Annotated in this window: 15 protein-coding genes and 1 pseudogene; 11 read left to right on the forward strand and 5 right to left on the reverse strand. The window is 40.6% G+C overall.

The features are described 5' to 3' along the window. The first annotated feature begins 80 nt into the window (after positions 1-80). The 3 genes from ACFIKG_RS02980 (at position 81) to rimJ (ending at position 3,453) form a co-directional block, all read left to right on the forward strand. Complete coding sequence (locus ACFIKG_RS02980; protein WP_375651726.1) at positions 81-467, forward strand: hypothetical protein; 387 nt, start codon at positions 81-83, stop codon at positions 465-467. Beyond that, entirely contained in the window at positions 467-2,329 is a 1,863-nt protein-coding gene (locus ACFIKG_RS02985; protein ID WP_375651782.1) for an ABC-F family ATP-binding cassette domain-containing protein, read from the forward strand. Before ACFIKG_RS02980 ends, ACFIKG_RS02985 begins: the two co-directional genes overlap by 1 nt. Before the next feature lie 557 nt (positions 2,330-2,886). Beyond that, on the forward strand, positions 2,887-3,453 hold the full coding sequence (rimJ, locus tag ACFIKG_RS02990; RefSeq protein ID WP_375651727.1) for a ribosomal protein S5-alanine N-acetyltransferase: 567 nt from the start codon (positions 2,887-2,889) through the stop codon (positions 3,451-3,453). Between the two features lie 536 nt (positions 3,454-3,989). On the opposite strand, the gene ACFIKG_RS02995 is transcribed toward rimJ, so the two are convergent. Further along, the gene (locus ACFIKG_RS02995; protein ID WP_039760779.1) at positions 3,990-4,250 is read right to left on the reverse strand and encodes a DUF2312 domain-containing protein; all 261 of its coding nucleotides are present in this window, start codon (positions 4,248-4,250) and stop codon (positions 3,990-3,992) included. 255 nt (positions 4,251-4,505) lie between these two features. On the opposite strand from ACFIKG_RS02995, the gene ACFIKG_RS03000 reads away from it, so the two are divergent. Together ACFIKG_RS03000 and pyk are read left to right on the forward strand one after the other, a co-directional pair. Further along, positions 4,506-4,994, forward strand: a complete 489-nt coding sequence (locus ACFIKG_RS03000) for a DUF1036 domain-containing protein (RefSeq protein WP_375626582.1) — start codon at positions 4,506-4,508, stop codon at positions 4,992-4,994. Further along, on the forward strand, positions 4,991-6,427 hold the full coding sequence (pyk, locus tag ACFIKG_RS03005; protein WP_375651728.1) for a pyruvate kinase: 1,437 nt from the start codon (positions 4,991-4,993) through the stop codon (positions 6,425-6,427). The genes ACFIKG_RS03000 and pyk overlap by 4 nt, the downstream gene beginning before the upstream one ends. 1,484 nt (positions 6,428-7,911) lie before the next feature. Here pyk and ACFIKG_RS03010 read toward each other — a convergent pair. Both ACFIKG_RS03010 and ACFIKG_RS03015 read right to left on the reverse strand, forming a co-directional pair. After that, positions 7,912-8,289 carry a cell division protein ZapA gene (locus ACFIKG_RS03010; protein WP_375651729.1) on the reverse strand — a complete coding sequence of 126 codons (378 nt, stop codon included), beginning with the start codon at positions 8,287-8,289 and terminating at the stop codon, positions 7,912-7,914. Between the two features lie 12 nt (positions 8,290-8,301). Continuing rightward, a complete protein-coding gene (locus ACFIKG_RS03015) occupies positions 8,302-8,577 on the reverse strand; it encodes a DUF4164 domain-containing protein (protein ID WP_005774573.1) in 276 nt (91 codons plus the stop codon). A gap of 334 nt (positions 8,578-8,911) precedes the next feature. On the opposite strand from ACFIKG_RS03015, the gene tkt reads away from it, so the two are divergent. The 5 genes from tkt to ACFIKG_RS03040 all read left to right on the forward strand — a co-directional run bounded on the left by tkt (position 8,912) and on the right by ACFIKG_RS03040 (position 16,084). Continuing rightward, entirely contained in the window at positions 8,912-10,918 is a 2,007-nt protein-coding gene (gene tkt / locus ACFIKG_RS03020; RefSeq protein WP_375651730.1) for a transketolase, read from the forward strand. A gap of 197 nt (positions 10,919-11,115) precedes the next feature. Beyond that, a complete protein-coding gene (gene gap, locus ACFIKG_RS03025) occupies positions 11,116-12,123 on the forward strand; it encodes a type I glyceraldehyde-3-phosphate dehydrogenase (protein WP_375626574.1) in 1,008 nt (335 codons plus the stop codon). 526 nt (positions 12,124-12,649) lie between these two features. Further along, positions 12,650-13,843 (forward strand): phosphoglycerate kinase, encoded by a 1,194-nt coding sequence (locus tag ACFIKG_RS03030; RefSeq protein WP_375626658.1) that lies wholly within the window; start codon positions 12,650-12,652, stop codon positions 13,841-13,843. A gap of 107 nt (positions 13,844-13,950) precedes the next feature. Beyond that, the gene (locus tag ACFIKG_RS03035) at positions 13,951-14,982 is read left to right on the forward strand and encodes a class I fructose-bisphosphate aldolase (protein WP_375648187.1); all 1,032 of its coding nucleotides are present in this window, start codon (positions 13,951-13,953) and stop codon (positions 14,980-14,982) included. Positions 14,983-15,742: 760 nt separating this feature from the next. After that, the gene (locus tag ACFIKG_RS03040; RefSeq protein ID WP_375651731.1) at positions 15,743-16,084 is read left to right on the forward strand and encodes a hypothetical protein; all 342 of its coding nucleotides are present in this window, start codon (positions 15,743-15,745) and stop codon (positions 16,082-16,084) included. 373 nt (positions 16,085-16,457) lie between these two features. On the opposite strand, the pseudogene ACFIKG_RS03045 reads toward ACFIKG_RS03040, so the two are convergent. Then, positions 16,458-16,706: pseudogene (locus ACFIKG_RS03045) on the reverse strand (ABC transporter); the annotation flags it as partial. Positions 16,707-17,416: 710 nt separating this feature from the next. Next, positions 17,417-17,638 carry a 50S ribosomal protein L31 gene (gene rpmE / locus ACFIKG_RS03050; protein WP_015856961.1) on the reverse strand — a complete coding sequence of 74 codons (222 nt, stop codon included), beginning with the start codon at positions 17,636-17,638 and terminating at the stop codon, positions 17,417-17,419. 188 nt (positions 17,639-17,826) lie between these two features. On the opposite strand from rpmE, the gene ACFIKG_RS03055 reads away from it, so the two are divergent. Further along, entirely contained in the window at positions 17,827-19,617 is a 1,791-nt protein-coding gene (locus ACFIKG_RS03055) for an ABC transporter transmembrane domain-containing protein (RefSeq protein WP_375651732.1), read from the forward strand. Positions 19,618-19,977: the final 360 nt, after the last annotated feature.

Genomic DNA, 19,977 nt, shown 5'->3' on the forward strand with positions numbered 1-19,977 from the left:
AAGGCAGGGGGGGGCCTAGTGATTAAGTGCCGACATAAACGATATATTATGTATTGATCTTGAGAAGGAAAGGTTTTGATATGTTAAAATCAATTTTTAAAGTGGCAGTTGTTTCAGCCATTGGTTTCAGTTCAGTTGCTTGTACTACAAACGATGAACGCGTTGCACGTTACGGCGTAGGAGGAGCAGCAATTGGTGCTTTGGCTGGAACTGCTATTGGTGGAAGCACACCTGGAGCAGCACTGACCGGTGCAGCATTTGGTGCTTTGGCTGGAACAGTAACAGGCGCGGCTGCAAATCAAAGAAAACAACAAAGACAGGCATCACAATTGTGCACGTATCGTGGTCGTAGAGGGCATGTTTACCAAGCACCTTGTGCACAAAGAGTTCCTGTACGACAACTGTGTGCTTACCGTGATGCAAGAGGGGTGATGTATAAAGCACCTTGTCCGCGCCGCGTTCGTTAATGGCGGTGCCGCTTCTGCGGCTTGACCGCATTTTCTTAAATTTTGGAAAAACGCCTTTGCTCAATCAAGCTTCTTTATCGGTTGAGCAGGGGGCGCGTATTGCGCTGGTCGGCCGTAATGGTTGTGGAAAATCGACCTTATTAAAAATTGCCGCAGGAATATTAGAACCTCATGGTGGCGAAATTTTTCGCCACCCGCGAGTAACGCTCCGTTATGTCTCACAAAATCCGGATTGTTCAGGATTTGAAGATATTAACGCTTATATGGAAGCGGGGCTGGACAGTACATCTGATGTCCAGTGGATCAATACGCTTCGCACAAATTTAGGGTTTTCGGGGGCGGAAAAATTGGAAACGCTTTCGGGAGGCGAAAAGCGACGTGTTTCGTTGTTACGGGCCATTGCTGCAAAACCCGATATTTTGTTCTTAGATGAACCAACCAACCATCTTGATTTACCAACCATTGAATGGCTGGAAGCTGTTTTGTGTTCTTTGCGTTCAGCGATGGTGGTGATTTCCCATGATCGGCGATTTTTAGAAAATGTTACGCGGTCAACGGTATGGCTTGATCGTGGCACAACCAAAAGACTGGAAAAGCGTTTTTCTGAGTTTGAAAATTGGCGTGATAAAGCACTGGAAGAAGAAGCCATCGAACAGCATAAATTGGGGCGCCAAATTGCTCGTGAAGAGCAATGGTTGCGTTATGGTGTGAGCGCACGGCGTAAGCGTAATGTACGGCGCTTAGGCGAATTAAAAGACTTAAGACAGCGTCATCAAACCTATAAAGGGCAGCCGGGAAATGCACTTTTGACAGCAGCGAAAAGTCATGATTCTGGGCAATTGGTGCTTGAAGCAAAGAAAATTTCAAAATCCTATGGTGATCGCATTATCGTGAAAGATTTCTCTTTGCGCATTCAGCGTGGTGATCGGATCGGTTTGGTAGGACCCAATGGAATCGGAAAGACAACTCTCATTTCTGCATTAATTGGGCAAGAAGCCGTGGATAGTGGAACGGTGAGGCATGGCTATAACCTCTCTATGGCATTGCTTGATCAGCAACGTATTTTAAATGAAGAAGAAACTTTAGCGCATTATTTAACGGGAGGAAGAGGTGACACTCTTGTGATCAATGGACAAGAGCGGCATGTCGTTTCTTATATGAAAGACTTTTTATTTTCACCGGAACAAGCACGCACTCCCCTTAAAGAATTTTCGGGGGGAGAAAGAGCACGCCTCATGCTTGCACGACTTCTTTCACGTCCTGCAAACTTTTTGATTCTTGATGAACCGACCAATGATTTGGATATGGAAACTTTGGATTTGTTGCAAGAATTTATTGCTGATTTTGCGGGAACAGTATTGTTGGTTAGCCATGACAGAGACTTTTTAGATCGTACTGTAACGCATATGTTGGCACCTCAAGGTGATGGTCAGTGGGTTTTGTATGCGGGCGGTTATAGTGATATGATGGCGCAAAACCAGTATGCTCTGAGTTTACAACGCAAAAAAACAGAATTATCGCAGCGTAATGCATCTTCAAAATTTCATGCGGGAAAGCTTTCAAAGCAGGACACATCAACAGATCATAGCTTGATAGGGCGGGAGAAAAAAACACGAGGTAAATTGTCTTATAAGCAGGTTTATGCATTGGAAAAATTGCCTGAAGAAATTGCTGTTTTGCAGGACGAAATCAAAAAAATTGAACAAGAGCTCTCTGATCCAGCCCTTTATCGCAGTGATAAAGAGCGTTTTGAGCGTTTATCAACAGCGTTGGAAAAAAAGAAAAATACTTGCACACAAAAAGAAGAAGAATGGTTAGAACTTGAAATTTTACGCGAAGAAATGGAAGCGTGTTCACGGTAATGTCTAAAACATTTTAAAAGATTTGTATTGCATTATCACTTTTCTTGGATTTGTTACAAGAGTTTGTGGCTGATTTAGCGGGAACAGTGTTGTTGATGAGTCATAGCAGAAACTTTTTAAATCCCACTGTAATATATAGCTTTTCAAGGTGATGGTCATTGGGTTTTGTATGTGGGCAGTGATATGATAGCGCAAAACAAGCGTGCTCTGAGTTTACAAGGCAAAGAAACAAAACTATCTTTGCCGTGAGTTTTTTCAAAATTTTGTATATGGAAGTATACCAGTTCCATTACACACTTTGCCAGTCCCCAATGTTGCTACAGCGCTCCTTGGAACTTGAGAGCATTCGTAAAAAACATTCCCTTGTCTTTACCTTATGCTTTAAACATACCACACCTCCGCTTATGACGGAAAAGTAAATGATCCTCATTGATTCTAACGTAAGAAGTGTTGTGATGAGGAAAGCTTATTTTATTTGACATTATGATTTAAGTTCAAAAGTGATGATTTGTTAGGATAAATCAACGTGTTATTGTAACATTGTCTAGGAGGAGAAAATGATAGCAATTAAAACAAAGCGAACAATTTCCACATTGATCGGTTTAGAAGATGCAGCTGAACTGTCTTCTTATTACCTCCGTAATGCGAATCATCTGCGTCCTTTTGAACCGTTAAGATCTGATGGTTACCACAGCCTAACAGCTTGGGAAACACGAGCCAATGCATTTGCTTATGAAAATGCACAAGGACAAGCATACCGATATGCCCTACGATTAAAAAATGAAAACACAATTATCGGTGTTGTCAACTTTACAAATGTGGTTCGGGGTGTTTTTCAAGCCTGTCATCTTGGTTTTTCTCTTGATGAAAAACAACAAGGCAAAGGTCTCATGTTTGAGAGTTTATCGGCTCTAATACGCCATATCTTTTATGTTTATCATCTGCATAGAGTGATGGCAAATTATAGACCTGAGAACATAAAAAGCGAACGTTTATTAAAGCGCCTTCATTTTGAAAAAGAAGGCTATGCCAAAGACTATTTGATGATTTCTGGAAAATGGAGAGACCATATTCTAACCTCTCGAATCAATGATCTGTATGAGTCCGTTAATAGATTCGAATAAAGTTTTATTAAAAGTTCTATCAAGGGGCTTTTTATCAAATGTGTAAATATGCCGAATTTCTGCCTATCCTAAAAGATAAAGATCCTTAACCAGCTCTTCTTTTGTAAACAGTTCAGACTCTCATTTAGCGGATTTCAACTGCTGACCACTTTATATGTTTCTTTTTGTAGATAATGAATTGATTTATCATCATAATTCATTTTTTCAATTTGAAGGAAGAGAGTCCTTAATATCGTAAGACTTTCTCATTTCAAATCTATTGATGTTTAATCATAAAAATTACCTCTCTTGCACATCACAAATTGGATTGGCGTACAAGTGAGGGGTTGTGTGGATAAAAATGATTGGAGAACAAGAATAAAAATGCTCTGTATAAATCCTTTTAATGTGAGGGCTGTTGCAATATTGTGTATTTTGTGACCGATAGTCTCGTTACAAGTTACACAAACAGCTTATTATTGGGTGAAATTTTTATACATTCATTTGTTTTTTTGCATTTTCTTTTCTTAAGAAATTTTCCAATTTTATCAATAGCTTTAACTCATACCAAGCGCATTTTTATAAAGCTCAATGATTGCTTCTTCTTCCATTCGTTCATGCTCTTCTTTTTTACGCAACCGTATAATGCTGCGAACGGCTTTACTATCAAAACCAGAGCCTTTAAGTTCAGTGTAAACGTCTTTAATATCATCAGAAATGGTTTTTTTCTCTTCTTCTAGTCGTTCAATACGTTCGATAAAAGAGCGTAATTGGTTTACGGATATGGCGTGTGTTTGATCGGTTACTGTATCGTTCATTGTATTTTTCTCCAAGTTATATATTCTAAGTTGTTTTTCGACGACGAATTTATGTTGAAAAAGCTTGAAAAACAAAAAGCAAATCAAGCTACACTGTTTTTTTACAAATTGACTTTAAATATTTTGTAAAATTTTTAAGATATATGCATTGATAAAAGGGCTATAAAAAGAAAAATATACGTTTTAGACTTGAAAAGCTTTTGAAAAAGAAGTGTGTAATTTCTTTTGAGAATTTGACATTATAGAGGAAGTTTTGTGATTTTAAAAAAACGATATTGGGTGTTTCAGAAAGGATTGAAGGTTTTTCTCTTGAGCATTTTGCTCTTGTTTTCCCTTGTTGTTTTTGCAAAAGCTGACTTTAGGGTTTGTAATACAACCCAACAGTCTGTAGGGATTGCTCTTGGATATCGTACATTTTCAGGGTGGGTGAGCGAAGGCTGGTGGACGGTACCCGTGACGGAGTGTAAAACCTTAATTGAAGGGCCTCTTGCTTCACGGTTTTATTATTTTTATGCGGAAGGGGCACAAAAAAAAGGGAATTGGGCAGGCTCTGTAACCATGTGTGTGCAAGATAGCCAATTTACCATTCAAGGGGTTCATGATTGTTTCCCTCGAGGATATCAAAAGGCTGAATTTAAAGAAATCGATACCGGAAATCAAACCAGTTGGATGATACAGTTGACGGATGAGTCTTTGTTAAACAATTCAGTTGTCCCTTCTCTTTCAGGAAATTCTCCACCGTGAAACGTGCACGTAAAGTGAAAATTATTGCGACTCTTGGTCCTTCTTCTTTTTCCAGTGAAATGATTGAGAAGCTTTTTAGGGCAGGAGCAGATGTTTTTCGTCTTAATATGAGCCATACTGACCGTGATATGATGGGTGATTTGGTCAAGTCTATACGAGAAGTTGAAAAAACAGTTCGGCGACCCATTGGTATTTTAGTGGATCTTCAGGGGCCAAAACTGCGTGTGGGTCGTTTTACTAAGGGTCAAGAAGATTTGCGTGTTGGGCAAAGCTTTACGTTAGATAATCGCGATGTGTTAGGTGATGCACAGCGTGTTTTTTTCCCTCATGAGGATGTATTTTCGGCTGTTAAACCAGGGGATCGGTTATTAATTGATGACGGAAAACTGGAACTGCGTGCGCAAGTTTGTGATGGTCATTCTGTACAATGTCGCGTGGTTGCTGGAACACGTATTTCTGATCGAAAGGGTGTCAGTTTTCCTGATACAATTTTGCCTTTTGATTCGATGACGGCAAAAGATAAGGAGGATCTTCAGGCTCTTTTACAGCAGCCTGTTGATTGGGTTGCTCTTTCTTTTATTCAACGTCCAGAAGATATTATGGCGGTGCGTCGGTTGACGAAAAGCAAGGTGTCTTTGATGGCTAAAATCGAAAAGCCTCAAGCCTTAGAGCATATAGAGAAAATTATTGATGTATCCGATGGTATTATGATTGCACGGGGTGATCTTGGAGTGGAAATGCCTTTGGAAAGGGTTCCTGCACTTCAGATGGAGCTCATAAAAGCTTGTCGTTTAGCAGGGAAGCCTGTTGTGGTGGCAACACAAATGCTCGAATCAATGATCACATCTTCTGTTCCGACACGCGCAGAAGTGTCGGATGTTGCTACAGCAGTTTATGCAGGAACAGATGCGGTGATGTTGTCTGCTGAATCTGCTTCTGGTCGCTATCCTGAAGAAGCTGTGCTTATGATGGACCGAATCGCGCGGCAAATCGAACAAGATCACACTTATGCCGCTCAGGTTGGGGCACAACATCCAGCACCAGAATCAACAGGAACGGATGCGATTTCTCTTGCTGCGCGTCAGATTGCTGAAACACTTGCGCTATCAGCTATCGTTGCCTATACGGCTTCCGGAACAACGGGGGTGCGTGCCTCTCGTGAACGCCCTAATAGACCGATTATTGCTTTATCGCCCATTGTGGAAACAGCACGGCGTTTGGCTTTAGTTTGGGGGCTTCATTGTGTGGTCACGCAAGATGCACGGAGTTTAGAGGATATGGTTGATCGTGCAGCAGCCATTGCATTTCAGGAAGGCTTTTGCAAAGGGGGAGATCGCTTTCTTGTGACAGCTGGGGTTCCCCTTGGAACGCCTGGAGCGACAAATCTCTTGCGTATTGCTTCTGTCTCTCAAGATGGAACGAAAGGGATTTGAGCCGTTTATGCATGATGTTTTTTTATGCGCCTTTAAACAGGCTTTAAAAACAACGGGTGTGCGTTTTTTGTGAATGCTTCCATAGACCTATTATTCTTTTACCTCCCATTGTAAAGATAGCAAGGTGTTGCGTTAGGTTATAAGGTTTGGTGATGGGAGCAGATGCGGTGATGTTGTCTGTTGATTTTCTTTTAGTTCTGAGGAAGCTGCTTTTACGGTAGGGTATTGAATGGAAGCCCCTCTTTTATTTCATTGAGGCATATTGGGGATTGCTTTATTGATGTTTATACGAGAAAGATGTTCATTGATAATGAGAATTTATTCTTTTTCTTTTTAAATGAGAGCCTTGAAATTGTTCTCATTTTAAAATTTTGCAAACAGAATTGAATAAAATTAAAATTATGTGCCTAAAAAATCGTACTGGTATGTTATGAGAAAAATTGATGGGTGAATGTGTTTTAAAAATATGCTTTGTCGGCGCGTTTGCAACATATTGATTTATAATGATAACATAGCGTTCTTTATATTGAATTAAAACCCTGAATACCGCAAAGTTCTCTTAACTTTAAATTTGTTTATGTTTTGTCAATCATAACTATTGCTTGTACGTCACAAGCGGGGCTCTTGTGGGTAAAAACTGTACAAGAAAGGTGTCCCTCTTATGAATCCTTTTAAGGGCCAAGGGGGCTGTCGCAATATTGAGGGCTGTTTATAATGATGGTGCCGGTTTGCTCTTTTATTAAGCGTGGAGATTTTGAGGGGTGGGGAGAGAGGTATGGATGAATTGTTTGTTATAAGGATAAAGATGGTGGTAGAGGATGTTTTCAAGAGCTATTATTGTCGTTTATGATGTTTGAGGTTGTATGAGATTAACATAATCTTCGGGTTTGGCTTTTTTCCTGCTCTGAAGGATGAAAATACTAAAGTTCACGCTGGTTTATAAATGATACGGTTCTTCTAGGTGGGTTTCATCTGATGGACATTCTAGGTGCAAAAACTCCATGGTGCTTATATTATCAAATGGCGGTGTTTTACGGGATAATAGATAAGGTTATTTTTTAAATATATTTTGAATCTGCTTGACCTTATCTAAGGACAAGGACTTTATGGTATGCATTCAGAGGAAACATGAATAGAGTTCTTTTTTTCGAAGGATGCTTTATTTGTTTGTTGCTGTTGTCATTTATATGATTTTTTTACAATGATGTTGGTTTTGTTATCTTGTTGCACTGTTAAAGACATCTCATTTGAAGTGTGGTGATATAAGGTTGCCTCTTTGATATAGGAAGTGTTTGTGCGGAGATGAAAGATTCAGGGTCAGGCTTTCTTGTTGAGTTTTAAGTTAATCCCATAAGTGGTGAGTAGCTGGAATCCTCTTTATAAAAAACTGGACCATTTAGAGATTGGTGTGGGTTTAAGAGTTTTTATCCTGTGAGGTGTGGCGGACAAGTCAAATTACTGGTTTGTTACGCGCTGATGTACTTTTAGAAATCTTCCTGTTCTTGAATGTTTGTGCTGTTTTGATCATCTTTGAGCAATTGGTTGGTGAGATTTTCAATGCGTTGGGTGGTGTCACGCATAATTTTTCCCATGGTGCGGTCTCTTTCGTTGTGGAGTCGTAAAAGAGCATTGTAGTCTTCTTGTAATTTTTTATTTTCTCGTTTTATTTCTTCCATTTCATCGATAATCATTATGCCAGCCATAACCGATAAACGATGGTCGCCAATTTCACCAAAATTGTTCTTTAAATGTGTGATATATTGATCTAATTGAGCAGCAAGCGCAATAAGACGACGTTCTTGTCCTTTGTCACAAGCCATGCGATAAACTTTACCATCAATGGTAACGGAAACAGTTTCCATACATTCAAACCTTTATCTATCAATGACAACACGAATTGTTTCCATTGCTTTAATAAGACGTTTGGAAACTTCTTTGTTTACGGACTCTAAGCGTTCAATTTGGGCTTCAGCTTTGTCAAGCGCTTGGGCAAGATGGCTGCGGTCAGCATTCATTCGTTGGATTTCTTCTTCCCATTCGTTATTTTTATCAATAACGGCATTGCGGTTTATTATGGTGATCTCTAAAGTTCTAAGTGCCTTTTCTAGGTGCTCTAAAGCATCTTGTAGAACTGTAGTCTCTTGGTTCATTGCCTTTATCCTTTGGGTAATTGTATCCTTTATCAATGTGTTATGCAAAAACGAATCACTTTCACTCTTGTATTGTGCGCATTTTATTTTTAAGTATGTAGGATATTTTAGCAAGCAAAGCAGGGGATGGATATAAATTAAAAGCTGGATTTTTTGCGCGTATTGGCATAAATGACATGGATATACAGGACGCGTGAGGGGAATGTTATTAATGTTATTGAAGTGGTGGCAAGAAGTCTCACACTAATGGTTAAAAAATAGTATTTCTTGAGAGTTTTAAGAGAATACGGAAAAAGCAACAGAATAACGTATTTAACGAAATGGTCGATTATTCATGACAAATACCCACCAACAGAATCAGATGGCCAATGCTATCCGTTTTCTTGCTATTGATGCGATTGAAAAAGCAAATTCTGGTCATCCGGGCTTACCAATGGGGGCAGCCGACATTGCTACAGTCCTTTATACACAATTCCTTGCTCATGATCCTAAAAATCCTCGCTGGCCTAATCGTGATCGTTTTGTGTTATCGGCGGGGCATGGGTCTATGTTGCTTTATGCTCTCTTGTATCTTTCTGGTTATGAAGATATTGGCATTGAAGATCTCAAAAATTTTCGCCAATTAGGGGCAAAGCTTGCTGGGCATCCAGAATATGGGCATGTGGCGGGAATCGAAACAACCACTGGACCACTTGGACAAGGGTTGGCAAATGCCGTGGGAATGGCTCTTGGGGAGCGTTTGCAAAATGCCCGTTTTGGTGATCTCATCAATCATTACACTTACGCGTTGGTGGGCGATGGATGCCTTATGGAAGGAATATCTCAAGAAGCGATTTCCCTTGCTGGTCATTTGAAACTCAATAAGCTTATTGTGTTGTGGGACGATAATAATATTTCCATTGATGGAGAGATTTCCCTTGCTGATAGTACTGATCAGATTGCGCGTTTTAAAGCTTCTGGTTGGGAGACACATAAAGTCAATGGGCATGATCAAGCAGCAATTGCACGGGCTATTGAGGCGGCACAAAATTCCGATAAACCAACTTTGATCGCTTGTAAAACAACAATTGGTTTTGGAGCGCCAAATAAAGCGGGTACCAATAAAGTTCATGGGTCCCCTTTGGGCGCACGAGAAATTACTGAAACCCGTATCGCTTTAGGGTGGGATGCTGAGCCTTTCATTATTCCAGCCGATATTCTCGATAATTGGCGCTTGGCTAGTCTCAATGCTGCTAAAAAACGCCAAAAGTGGGAAGCAAAATTTGCTGATCTTCCTGTCTCAGAGCGTGTGGAGTTTGAAAGATTGATGCGGGGCGATCTCGTGGGCGGATTTGATGGCGCTATTGATACTTATAAACAGAAACTGGTTGAAGAGCGGCCTGTTGTTGCTACGCGTAAAGCTTCGGAAATGGCTCTTGAAGTTATCAATGGAGTCGTTACTGAAACTATTGGTGGTTCGGCTGATCTAACCGGATCTAATAATACAAAAAGCAGCCAGATGAAAAGTATCTCTGCTGAAGATTTTTCAGGGCGTTATCTGCATTATGGAATTCGCGAACATGTAATGGGAGCCGTGATGAATGGTCTTGCCCTTTATGGCGGCTTTATTCCTTATGGGGGAACCTTTTTATGCTTTTCTGACTATATGCGTCCTGCTATGCGGCTCTCTTCTCTTATGGGATTGCGGGTGATTTATGTCATGACTCATGATTCTATTGGTCTTGGTGAGGATGGTCCGACCCATCAACCCGTGGAACATTTGGCTTGCCTGCGCGCAATGCCTAATCATCTTGTGTTTCGACCTGCTGATGCTATGGAGACAGTCGAGTGTTGGCAATTGGCTTTGAAAGCACGCAAAACGCCTTCTACTTTGGCTTTGAGTCGACAAAATCTACCGCTTTTGCGTCAAGAGTATGAAGAAGAAAATCTCTGTATGCTCGGTGCTTATGAATTCCTAACAGCTAGTGATGATGCACAAGTGACGCTGTTTGCTTCTGGTTCAGAATTGCAAATTGCGGTGGAGGCACATGCGGTGTTAGAAGAAAAAGGCATCCCAACGCGTGTGGTTTCTGTGCCTTGTTTTGAACTCTTTTCTCAACAGTCTCTCTCTTATCAGCGTGCTCTCATTGGGGAGGCACCGATTAAAATTGCCATTGAAGCTGCTGTCGCCCAAGGGTGGGATCGTTTTATTGGCTGTGATGGTGTGTTTATTGGTATGGAGGGCTTTGGGGCAAGTGGAACAATTGATGCCCTTTATGCGCATTTTGGTATTACTTGTGAGAATGTGGTCGCTACCGTTGAAAAAGAGCTTGGAAAGATCAAAGAGGAAAAGACAAAGTGATAGTTTGTGTTGTCATGAATGGGGTGGTTTTAGGGCATCATATTCTGTCCAGTGTTGTGGATGATCTTGTGCATTATTGTGGATAAGTGAGTGATTGATCAAGATATTGACATTGTGGGAATTAATGATTTTGGATTGGTACCCATTTATTGTGTTTTAAATGTTGTGCTTAAAAAATTGATGAGGAAACATGTGAAATGACAGTTCGTGTTGCAATTAATGGGTTTGGTCGTATTGGTCGCAATATTTTACGTGCACTTGTGGAAAGTGAACGGCAAGATATTGAAGTGGTCGCAATTAATGATTTGGGATCGGTGGAAACAAATGCCCATTTATTGCGCTATGATTCAGTTCATGGGCGTTTTCCTGGGACCGTTAAGGTGGTAGGGGATGCCATTGATGTGGGGGGTGGTTTAATAAAGGTATGCGCAGAGCGTGATCCTGCTCAATTGCCTTGGAAAGATTTGGATATCGATATTGCTTTAGAATGTACGGGCATTTTTACTACGCGTGATAAAGCAAGTGCTCATTTGGATGCGGGGGCAAAGCGTGTTCTTGTTTCTGCGCCTTCTGAAGGAGCAGATCTTACGGTTGTCTATGGGGTTAATCATCTCTCTTTAAGCAAGGAGCATCGTGTTGTTTCAAACGCCTCTTGTACTACCAATTGCTTGGCGCCTGTAGCACAAGTTTTGCACAACACGGTGGGTATTGAAAAGGGCTTCATGACAACAATCCATTCTTATACGGGTGATCAACCTGTGTTGGATACAATGCATCGTGACCTTTATCGTGCACGTGCAGCAGCTCTTTCTATGATTCCTACCTCAACAGGAGCGGCAAAAGCTGTGGGATTGGTCTTACCAGAATTAAAGGGATTGCTTGATGGTGTATCGATTCGTGTTCCGACCCCTAATGTTTCTGTAGTTGATTTGACATTTATCGCTAAGCGTTCCACAACAATTGAAGAAATTAATACAGCTATTGCTGCTGCTGCACAAGGTCCTTTGAAGGGCATTTTGGACACTACAGAAGAAAAACTCGTGAGTTGTGATTTTAATCATAATCCTCATTCAGCTATTTTCCACAATGATCAAACAAAAGTGATTGATGGTAAGCTCTGTCGCGTTCTGGTTTGGTATGATAATGAATGGGGCTTTTCTAACCGTATGAGTGATACGGCTGTGGCTTTTGCTAAGACAATATAAGAGGACCTCAGGGTCCTCTTTTTATAGGGAAAAGTCTCATTTTTGTACAATTTTGAGAAAAACAGATAGAGGCTGTTGTTCTCATACGCTAGAGAGAAGAGAATATTGAAAAATTGATGATGTGTTTTGTTTTAATACCGTGTCAATACGTGCTTTTAAAAGCTGCATGAAAGAGTAAACTTTGAAAAAGTAAGATCTGAACGAGATACCCTTTGAGAAAACGTTAGAAAATTAGGAGATGTAAACTCTCTTGCTTAGAAGTAAAAGGAAAGCTTTAATAGAGATCAAGTTGAGCGAATGCATTTGTTTGCCACAATTTGTTTGCTACAATGGGATATGAAGATTAAGAGCAATGGTGGGCTTTTGTACATTTGACGATGAAGCTTTGGCTTTTCAAGCAGAGGGTGAGAGATAAGCTGTCGTGGATCTCTTGTAAAAGCAAAGAGGGGATAAGTGGAAAGAAAAGTGGGCAGGGTTGTTGGATGCGTTTTTATTTGAAACAATGGAAAGTGAAGAGGAAGCAGTGATGGGGTTTCGTACACTTGATGATGTTGATGTCACTGGAAAACGTGTTCTTGTGCGGGTGGATTTTAATGTGCCAATGGCACACGGCAAGGTCTGTGATACGACGCGCTTAGAGCGACATAAAGAGACAATCATTGAGCTGCAAAAGCGGGGTGCTAAACTTATTCTGCTTTCTCATTGTGGTCGCCCTAAAGGAAAGGTAGAGCCAGAGTTTTCACTCCGTCCTGTTGTGCAAGTGCTGGAAAAGATCATTAATCAGCCTGTTTCTTTTGCTCCTGACTGTATCGGTTCGGTGGTGCAGGTTGCGGTTGAGTCATTACAAAATGGGGGTGTTTTACTGCTTGAAAATGTTCGTTTTTATGCTGGTGAAGAAAAGAATGATTGTTCTTTTGCGGAAGCTTTGGCTCATAATGGGGATCTCTATGTCAATGATGCTTTTTCAGTTTCTCATCGTGCCCATGCTTCGGTGGAGGGAATAACGCATTTGTTGCCTTCTTATGCAGGGCGCTCTTTGCAAGGTGAGATGCAGGCATTAGAAAAAGGACTTGGCAATCCAGCACGTCCTGTGGTTGCCATTGTGGGAGGAGCGAAAGTTTCTAGCAAGCTTTTTGTGCTCAATCATTTGGTGGAAAAGGTTGATCATCTCGTGATTGGTGGGGGCATGGCTAACAGTTTTTTAGCAGCGCAAGGTGTGTCTGTTGGTAAGTCACTGTGTGAACATGCACTGATGGACACGATAAAAAAAATCATTAAAAAAGCACAAGAGTGTCAATGTACGCTTCTGCTCCCTGTGGATGCTGTCGTTGGATTTCGCTTTGAAAAAGATGCACCGCATCGTCTTTATGACATTGAAGATATTCCACAAGATGGCATGATATTGGATATTGGGACGCGCTCTATTGCGCATATCAATACTGTGATAGATAAAGCTGCTACTCTTGTGTGGAATGGACCCCTTGGTGTTTTTGAGATGTCTCCCTTTGATAAGGGAACCATTGCCGTTGCACGCCATGCAGCAGAACGTAGTTTGACGGGAAAGTTGGTTTCAATTGCGGGAGGGGGCGATACAGTTTTTGCTCTTAATCATGCTGGTGTTGCCAATGATTTTACTTATCTCTCGACTGCTGGAGGGGCTTTTTTGGAATGGATGGAAGGTAAGGTTCTGCCTGGCATTCTTGCCCTTATGCAGGCTTAAGGGGTTTCTTTGAAGGGAAGGTTAAAGAAAAACTATACGGTCTTGTAGAGTGTTTTGATAGTGTTGCGCATTTTTAGAAATTAAGACAAAATAAAGAGGAATTTTTTATGAATGAACGGCTTGAAGATATTGCACTTGCTTTGGTGCATGCGGGTAAAGGTATTTTGGCGGCAGATGAAAGTACGGCGACCATTGGAAAGCGTTTTGAAAGTATTGGTGTTGAATCCAATGAAGATAAGCGCCGTGCTTATCGTGAAATGCTTTTTAGTACAAAAGAAGCGATGGAAAACGCCATCTCTGGGGTTATTTTATTTGATGAAACCATTCGGCAAAAAGCATCAACTGGGAAAATGTTGACGGATCTTATTCGGGATTCAGGCGCTTTGCCAGGGATTAAAGTTGATACCGGTGCAAAACCTTTGGCCGCTTTTCCTCAAGAGACAATTACCGAAGGGTTGGATGGTCTTCGTGAGCGGCTAAAAGACTATTATGCTTTGGGAGCACGTTTTGCTAAATGGCGTGCGGTGATTGCTATTGATGAACACACTTTGCCAACAAGAGGAGCCATAAGACAAAACGCACAAGCTCTTGCACGCTATGCTGCCTTGTGTCAGGAGTTCAATATTGTGCCGATTGTTGAGCCGGAAGTGTTGATGGATGGACCATCGTGTGGGCATTCCATTACACGTTGCTTTGAGGTGACAAAAGCTGTTTTACAGACCGTCTTTAAAGAATTGTTTGAAGCTCGTGTTCTTTTGGAGGGGATGATTTTAAAGCCCAATATGGTGATTGATGGTAAGGATGCGCGCAAGGCTTCTGTCGAAGAAGTTGCTGAAAAGACCGTCCAGGTGCTTAAACAGACTGTTCCTGCTGCTGTTCCTGGAATTGCTTTTCTTTCTGGAGGACAGTCTGATAAGGAAGCAACGGCGCATTTATCTGCTATGAATTCTTTGGGCGCATTTCCTTGGAAATTGACCTTTTCCTATGGACGAGCATTACAAGCAGCTGCTTTAAAAGCATGGGCTGGAAAGGATGAGAATATTGCTGTTGCACAGAAGGCATTTAGTCATCGAGCTTTGATGAATCATCTTGCGGCTTTGGGACAATGGACAACAGAACAAGAAAAAGCGTGCGCTTGAAGCACAAACTCTGTTTTTAAATGCGGAGAGATTTTGCTTGTTTCTGCGTGTTTTTTGGGTGCCCTCATCATGATAAAAATGGCGGGGGCGTTTTAGGCTTGAAAGCTTTCTCAGAGAGTTTTCTCCTTGGACCTTTTAAAAGTTTCTAATGGGTGCTATCGAGAGATAAGATTGCGCAAGAGGTGCAATTTCGGGAAGGGGAGATGGTGCTTTAAAGGAAATTTGTGAATGCACAGCACTTTAGTATGGTGTCGTTCATGGGTAGGCACTTGCTTTTTGAGTGAAAATCATAAAGCTCATACTGTATTGAAGAGTTTGATATTGTGATATTTTTTCTTTTTCATGTTATCATTGCTTGTCATCAGCAGAATCCATTTGATTGCAGTTTCAAAGGTGGAAAAGCGGGTAGATTGGAGAGTTGCGATGTCTGAGTGGATTTTAATATACGGCTTATGAAGTTTTTGTGCGTCAGGATAGCTTTCTCTGTAAGGGAGTAGCCTTTCTATTGACGAACGGATTGAATAACTCTTGCTAACAAAATAGATTTGCACCTCAATAAAACACCTATTTTTTCGTTAAAATGGATAAATTTTTCTTGTATTTTATGATGATATAATTAAAAATGAATAACTTCATAGCATCTTGGCTTAAAACGGGGGGAGTTGTGGACGGTATATCTTCTAAAAATAACAGTATATCTTCTAAGAATACAAGCATCAAAAGAAAAAATCGATACGCAGAACAGAGCTTTTCTGCAATTATGATGCGAAAATTGTGCAATATGGTGCGTGGGGTATTCGAAGGGATCTTTACAGTATTTACTTTCATAATTTTTATTATCTTGCTCAACATACGTGGACCGGTTCATACCGCATTAAAAGTCTTTGGGTCGGTGAGTGGAATAGGGTGCTTTTTCTTTTTTGTCGGATACCTCTTAGAACGCCGTGACGCAACAGCAGATGAAGCCGGTATATCGTTCGCATTACTCTTAACAATTCTTGAAGGCGTTTCTTCTATTTGCTGCCTGTCTGCTAGTTGGGGTTACGATGCTCTCTTATTCCGTTTAGCACCTCCTGGGTATGTTCTTATTCTCCCTGAATAAATAGAGTGCAATTTGTTTGCATATAAATCAAAATGAGAGGCTGTCTGCCTCTCAAATTCTTAATAATCGCTCTCCAAGATCATAACATCAGACCCGCGTTTAATGAAGGGGCTAACAAGCCTTGGTCCTTAAGCTCAAGGCAACCCTTTACAAGTTGCGCCTATCGGCATCCTTGACCTTAAGACACCCAAACGGCTTATTTTGTTTTTCTCATGCGGCTTTTGAAATCATGATATAAGGGGAAAGCTTCTCATGGTGCCTAAATGGTACCTTATCGTGTGTTAAATGGAAAAATGAGAAGTTCAAATTGATAAGCCTGTCTGAAAAGGAGTGCTGTTTATGTCCTTAAAGATATTGTCTTTATAATGATCACTTACTCAGGTGAAAATTGGAGTTTTGCCAAATAGGCATAGACGCCATTTCTTGCCACAAGTTCTGCATGGGTTTCCTCTTCCACAGGAGCGCCTTTATCCATCACGAGAATACGATCAGCTTTTAAAATTGTTGCCAAACGATGTGCAATTACCAAGGTTGTACGATTTTGCATCAATCCTTCTAAGGCGTCTTGCACCAACTTTTCACTGTTTGCATCTAAAGCAGATGTTGCTTCATAAAGCAGCAATGTTTTGATTTATAATAATAATTCACTGTTTTGTATGTTGAATGGGAATTCCGAATACCATAGGATTTTCTCATTTCAAATCTGTTCCATGTTGAATCAACCAAAACCATGTCTCTTGCACGTTACAGGCGGGGAGAGCCCGCGTGAATAAAAAAATATTAAGAAAGGACTTAAAATGCCTATAATGAATTGTCTCAAGTGCCAAGGTTGTAGCAATACTGACGAGCTGGCAAATATAATGATGGTGCCGACTTGCAGCAACAGGGGTGTATTTCTTAGAATTGACCATACAATACCGATGCGTTGTCTTGTCCCTCAGAAAGCATGGTACCACGTTCTTCTATTCACGTATCCAAGCCAATCTGGTAAAGCTCGAATCAATTCAAGCGTATTAGCCGCTTTAGCGGCGACAAGAATGCTCTCTTCATGGGTATTTTTCAGTTCCAAAAAAAGAAGGATAGTTTGTAATTATTTTATTTCAGGTCGTTATACTCTAAGAGGAAGGATTTATGCTCGTATTTCAAACTGATTTTTAAATTTAAAAACGCAGCCACCAAGATTTATTAGTGCCTAAGATCCTATCTATTTATGTTGGATGCGTTTTTGAATTAATATTTAAAGTGCACTCTTTACAGCATAAAAAAACCAATCACTTACAATAGAGCAATCATTTTTTAAAACTTGTGCTCTTTATAATTAGTAATAGGCTTTTACATGCCAATATTACCAAAACGATTTTTGAATTTAGAAAGACGACCGCCACGGTCTACGAGTGTTTGGGAGCCACCTGTCCATGCTGGATGCGTTCTTGGGTCAATATCTAGATTAAGAGTATCGCCTTCTTTTCCCCAAGTAGAGCGCGTTTTATATTGGGTTCCATCCGTCATAACAACGGTAATTGTGTGATAGTTGGGATGAATATTCGCTTTCATGCGTAAAAACCTTTTGCGTTTACAGAATGAAACAGCACTTGCTCGATTTTTTTAAGTGCGCTTCCTTTGTCTTTTTGATACATTGATTAAAGTATTTATTCCTATAGCTGAGCACACATAAAAAAACAAGTGTTCAAGATGCATCATTGTATCAAGTGTTATAAATTCAATATAGTGAGCGAAACCTTATGAATCTCTTTAATCATTCAGAAAAATCTATAAAATCTTCTCCTAGAAAATCTTCATTCTCTTCGCTTGCAATTTTTTTTCCTTATCTTTTGCGCTATCGTTGGTTGTTTATCTTTGCCTTTCTAGCGTTATCTGTTGCGGCTCTTGTCACATTAGCTTTGCCTGTGGCTATCCGCCAAATGTTTGATCATGGGTTTTCTACTTCAAGCCATGGACATATCAATTTTTACTTCGGAATTTTGTTTATCTTAGCCTTGCTTCTCGCATTTGCTTCAGCAGCCCGTTATTATTGTGTTATCACATTAGGAGAGCGGATTGTTGCCGATTTACGGCGTGATGTGTTTATTCATATTATGAAACTTTCTCCTGCTTTTTTTGATCGGTCGCATTCAGGAGAAATTGTTTCAAGGCTTCTAACAGATACAACACAAATAAAATTAGCTGTGGGTTCTACCGCCTCTACTGCTTTGCGTCAGTTGATTATAGTGATCGGAGCCGTCGTGATGATGGTGATTACCAATGCTAAATTGTCTTTGTTGGTTTTGGTTGCTATTCCTGTTGTGGCCATTCCCTTAGTGGTTTTTGGGCGGAAAGTTCGCTCTCGTACACGTGCGGCGCAAGATCGTCTCGCAGATGCCAATGCTGTTGCTACAGAACAGGTGAGTGCTATTCGCACTGTGCAAGCTTTTACCGCAGAAAAACTCGTTGCAACACGTTTTTCACAATTGATAGAACGTGCTTTTCAAACAGCACGTGCTTCCGTGATCCTGCGCTCCTTTTTTACGGGTTTTGCAATTTTTTTGGTTTTTAGCAGTGTGGTTGCTGTTTTATGGATTGGGTCGCGCGATGTTTTAAATGGAACGATGACAGGCGGGACATTAGGGCAATTTGTCCTTTATGCAGTTTTTGGAGCTTCTACTTTTGCGCAATTATCGGAACTGGGGGCAGAGTTAATCCAAGCCGCAGGCGCTGCTGAGCGGCTTTCCGAATTGTTACAAGAACAACCTACTATTGTAGCTCCTAAAAATCCTTTATCATTGGAACAACCTGTTCGAGGCGAACTTGTTTTTGATCAGGTTGATTTTACTTATCCTTCTAGACCTCAAGAGAAGATTTTACGCTCGCTTTCGTTTTCTGTAAAGGCAGGCGAAACGGTTGCTTTTGTTGGGGCTTCCGGAGCAGGAAAAAGCACTATTTTTTCTTTGATCCTTCGTTTTTATGACCCGATAAGTGGAACAATTCGGTTAGATGACATGGAAATTAATCGCCTTTCTTTACAAGATTTACGCAGCGCAATTTCCTATGTTCCACAGGATGTCGCCATTTTTGATGGAACATTGCGTGATAATATTATTTTTGGAACTGAAAATACCCATGAAGAGGAAATCCTTGCTGCCGCTAAAGCGGCTAATGCACTTGAATTTATTCAAGCTTTACCAGATGGCTTGGATACGCAAGTAGGAGAACGTGGTACCATGCTTTCTGGGGGGCAAAAACAACGCATTGGTATTGCACGGGCAATTCTAAGAAATGCACCCCTGTTGCTTCTTGATGAAGCAACATCTGCTTTAGATGCAAACAGTGAAAAGTTGGTGCAAGACGCCTTAGAAGGATTGATGCAAAATCGTACAACCTTGGTAATTGCACATCGTTTGGCAACAATTTTAAAAGCTGATCGTATTCTCGTGATGGATAAAGGCGCTCTTGTTGAAGAAGGAACCCATGCAGAACTTGTGGCAAAAAATGGCGTCTATGCTTACCTCGCAAAACTCCAATTTTCACCGGAGTAAGTGATCTTGATACAAGAGCAGTATCTTTAAGGACATAAACAGCACTCTTTTCAGACAGGCTTATCAATTTGAATCTCTCATGGAAAAAGAGGGCAAGCATTGTGGTGTTTTTCTTTTTAAAGTCTTAACGGGCTGTTTTTTTCTGCGTGAGACGGGCATTTTTATAAAAATACTTCATCTGTGTACAGAATATAAAATGACACCCAGTTAATCTCTATGAACTATTAAGATGTGCAAGGAGTTCTCTTCATAACAGCACTGTCACGTTTATTTAACTGTCACGTTTATTTATAAGAGTAATTCATTGTTTTTCATGAGAGATCATGAATACCATAGGATTTTCTCGTTTCAAATTTAGTT

Origin of the sequence: Bartonella sp. LB28NMGDW (assembly GCF_042194435.1) — a bacterium.
In the GTDB taxonomy this organism is placed as follows: domain Bacteria; phylum Pseudomonadota; class Alphaproteobacteria; order Rhizobiales; family Rhizobiaceae; genus Bartonella; species Bartonella grahamii.

What these genes read in the sequence shown, in the direction of transcription:
- ACFIKG_RS02980 (WP_375651726.1), top strand. Translation starts at nt 81, where the DNA reads ATGTTAAAATCAATTTTTAAAGTGGCAGTTGTTTCAGCCATTGGTTTC.
- ACFIKG_RS02985 (WP_375651782.1), top strand. Translation starts at nt 467, where the DNA reads ATGGCGGTGCCGCTTCTGCGGCTTGACCGCATTTTCTTAAATTTTGGA.
- rimJ (WP_375651727.1), top strand. Translation starts at nt 2,887, where the DNA reads ATGATAGCAATTAAAACAAAGCGAACAATTTCCACATTGATCGGTTTA.
- ACFIKG_RS02995 (WP_039760779.1), bottom strand. Translation starts at nt 4,250, where the DNA reads ATGAACGATACAGTAACCGATCAAACACACGCCATATCCGTAAACCAA.
- ACFIKG_RS03010 (WP_375651729.1), bottom strand. Translation starts at nt 8,289, where the DNA reads ATGGAAACTGTTTCCGTTACCATTGATGGTAAAGTTTATCGCATGGCT.
- ACFIKG_RS03015 (WP_005774573.1), bottom strand. Translation starts at nt 8,577, where the DNA reads ATGAACCAAGAGACTACAGTTCTACAAGATGCTTTAGAGCACCTAGAA.
- tkt (WP_375651730.1), top strand. Translation starts at nt 8,912, where the DNA reads ATGACAAATACCCACCAACAGAATCAGATGGCCAATGCTATCCGTTTT.
- gap (WP_375626574.1), top strand. Translation starts at nt 11,116, where the DNA reads ATGACAGTTCGTGTTGCAATTAATGGGTTTGGTCGTATTGGTCGCAAT.
- ACFIKG_RS03030 (WP_375626658.1), top strand. Translation starts at nt 12,650, where the DNA reads ATGGGGTTTCGTACACTTGATGATGTTGATGTCACTGGAAAACGTGTT.
- ACFIKG_RS03035 (WP_375648187.1), top strand. Translation starts at nt 13,951, where the DNA reads ATGAATGAACGGCTTGAAGATATTGCACTTGCTTTGGTGCATGCGGGT.
- ACFIKG_RS03040 (WP_375651731.1), top strand. Translation starts at nt 15,743, where the DNA reads ATGATGCGAAAATTGTGCAATATGGTGCGTGGGGTATTCGAAGGGATC.
- rpmE (WP_015856961.1), bottom strand. Translation starts at nt 17,638, where the DNA reads ATGAAAGCGAATATTCATCCCAACTATCACACAATTACCGTTGTTATG.
- ACFIKG_RS03055 (WP_375651732.1), top strand. Translation starts at nt 17,827, where the DNA reads ATGAATCTCTTTAATCATTCAGAAAAATCTATAAAATCTTCTCCTAGA.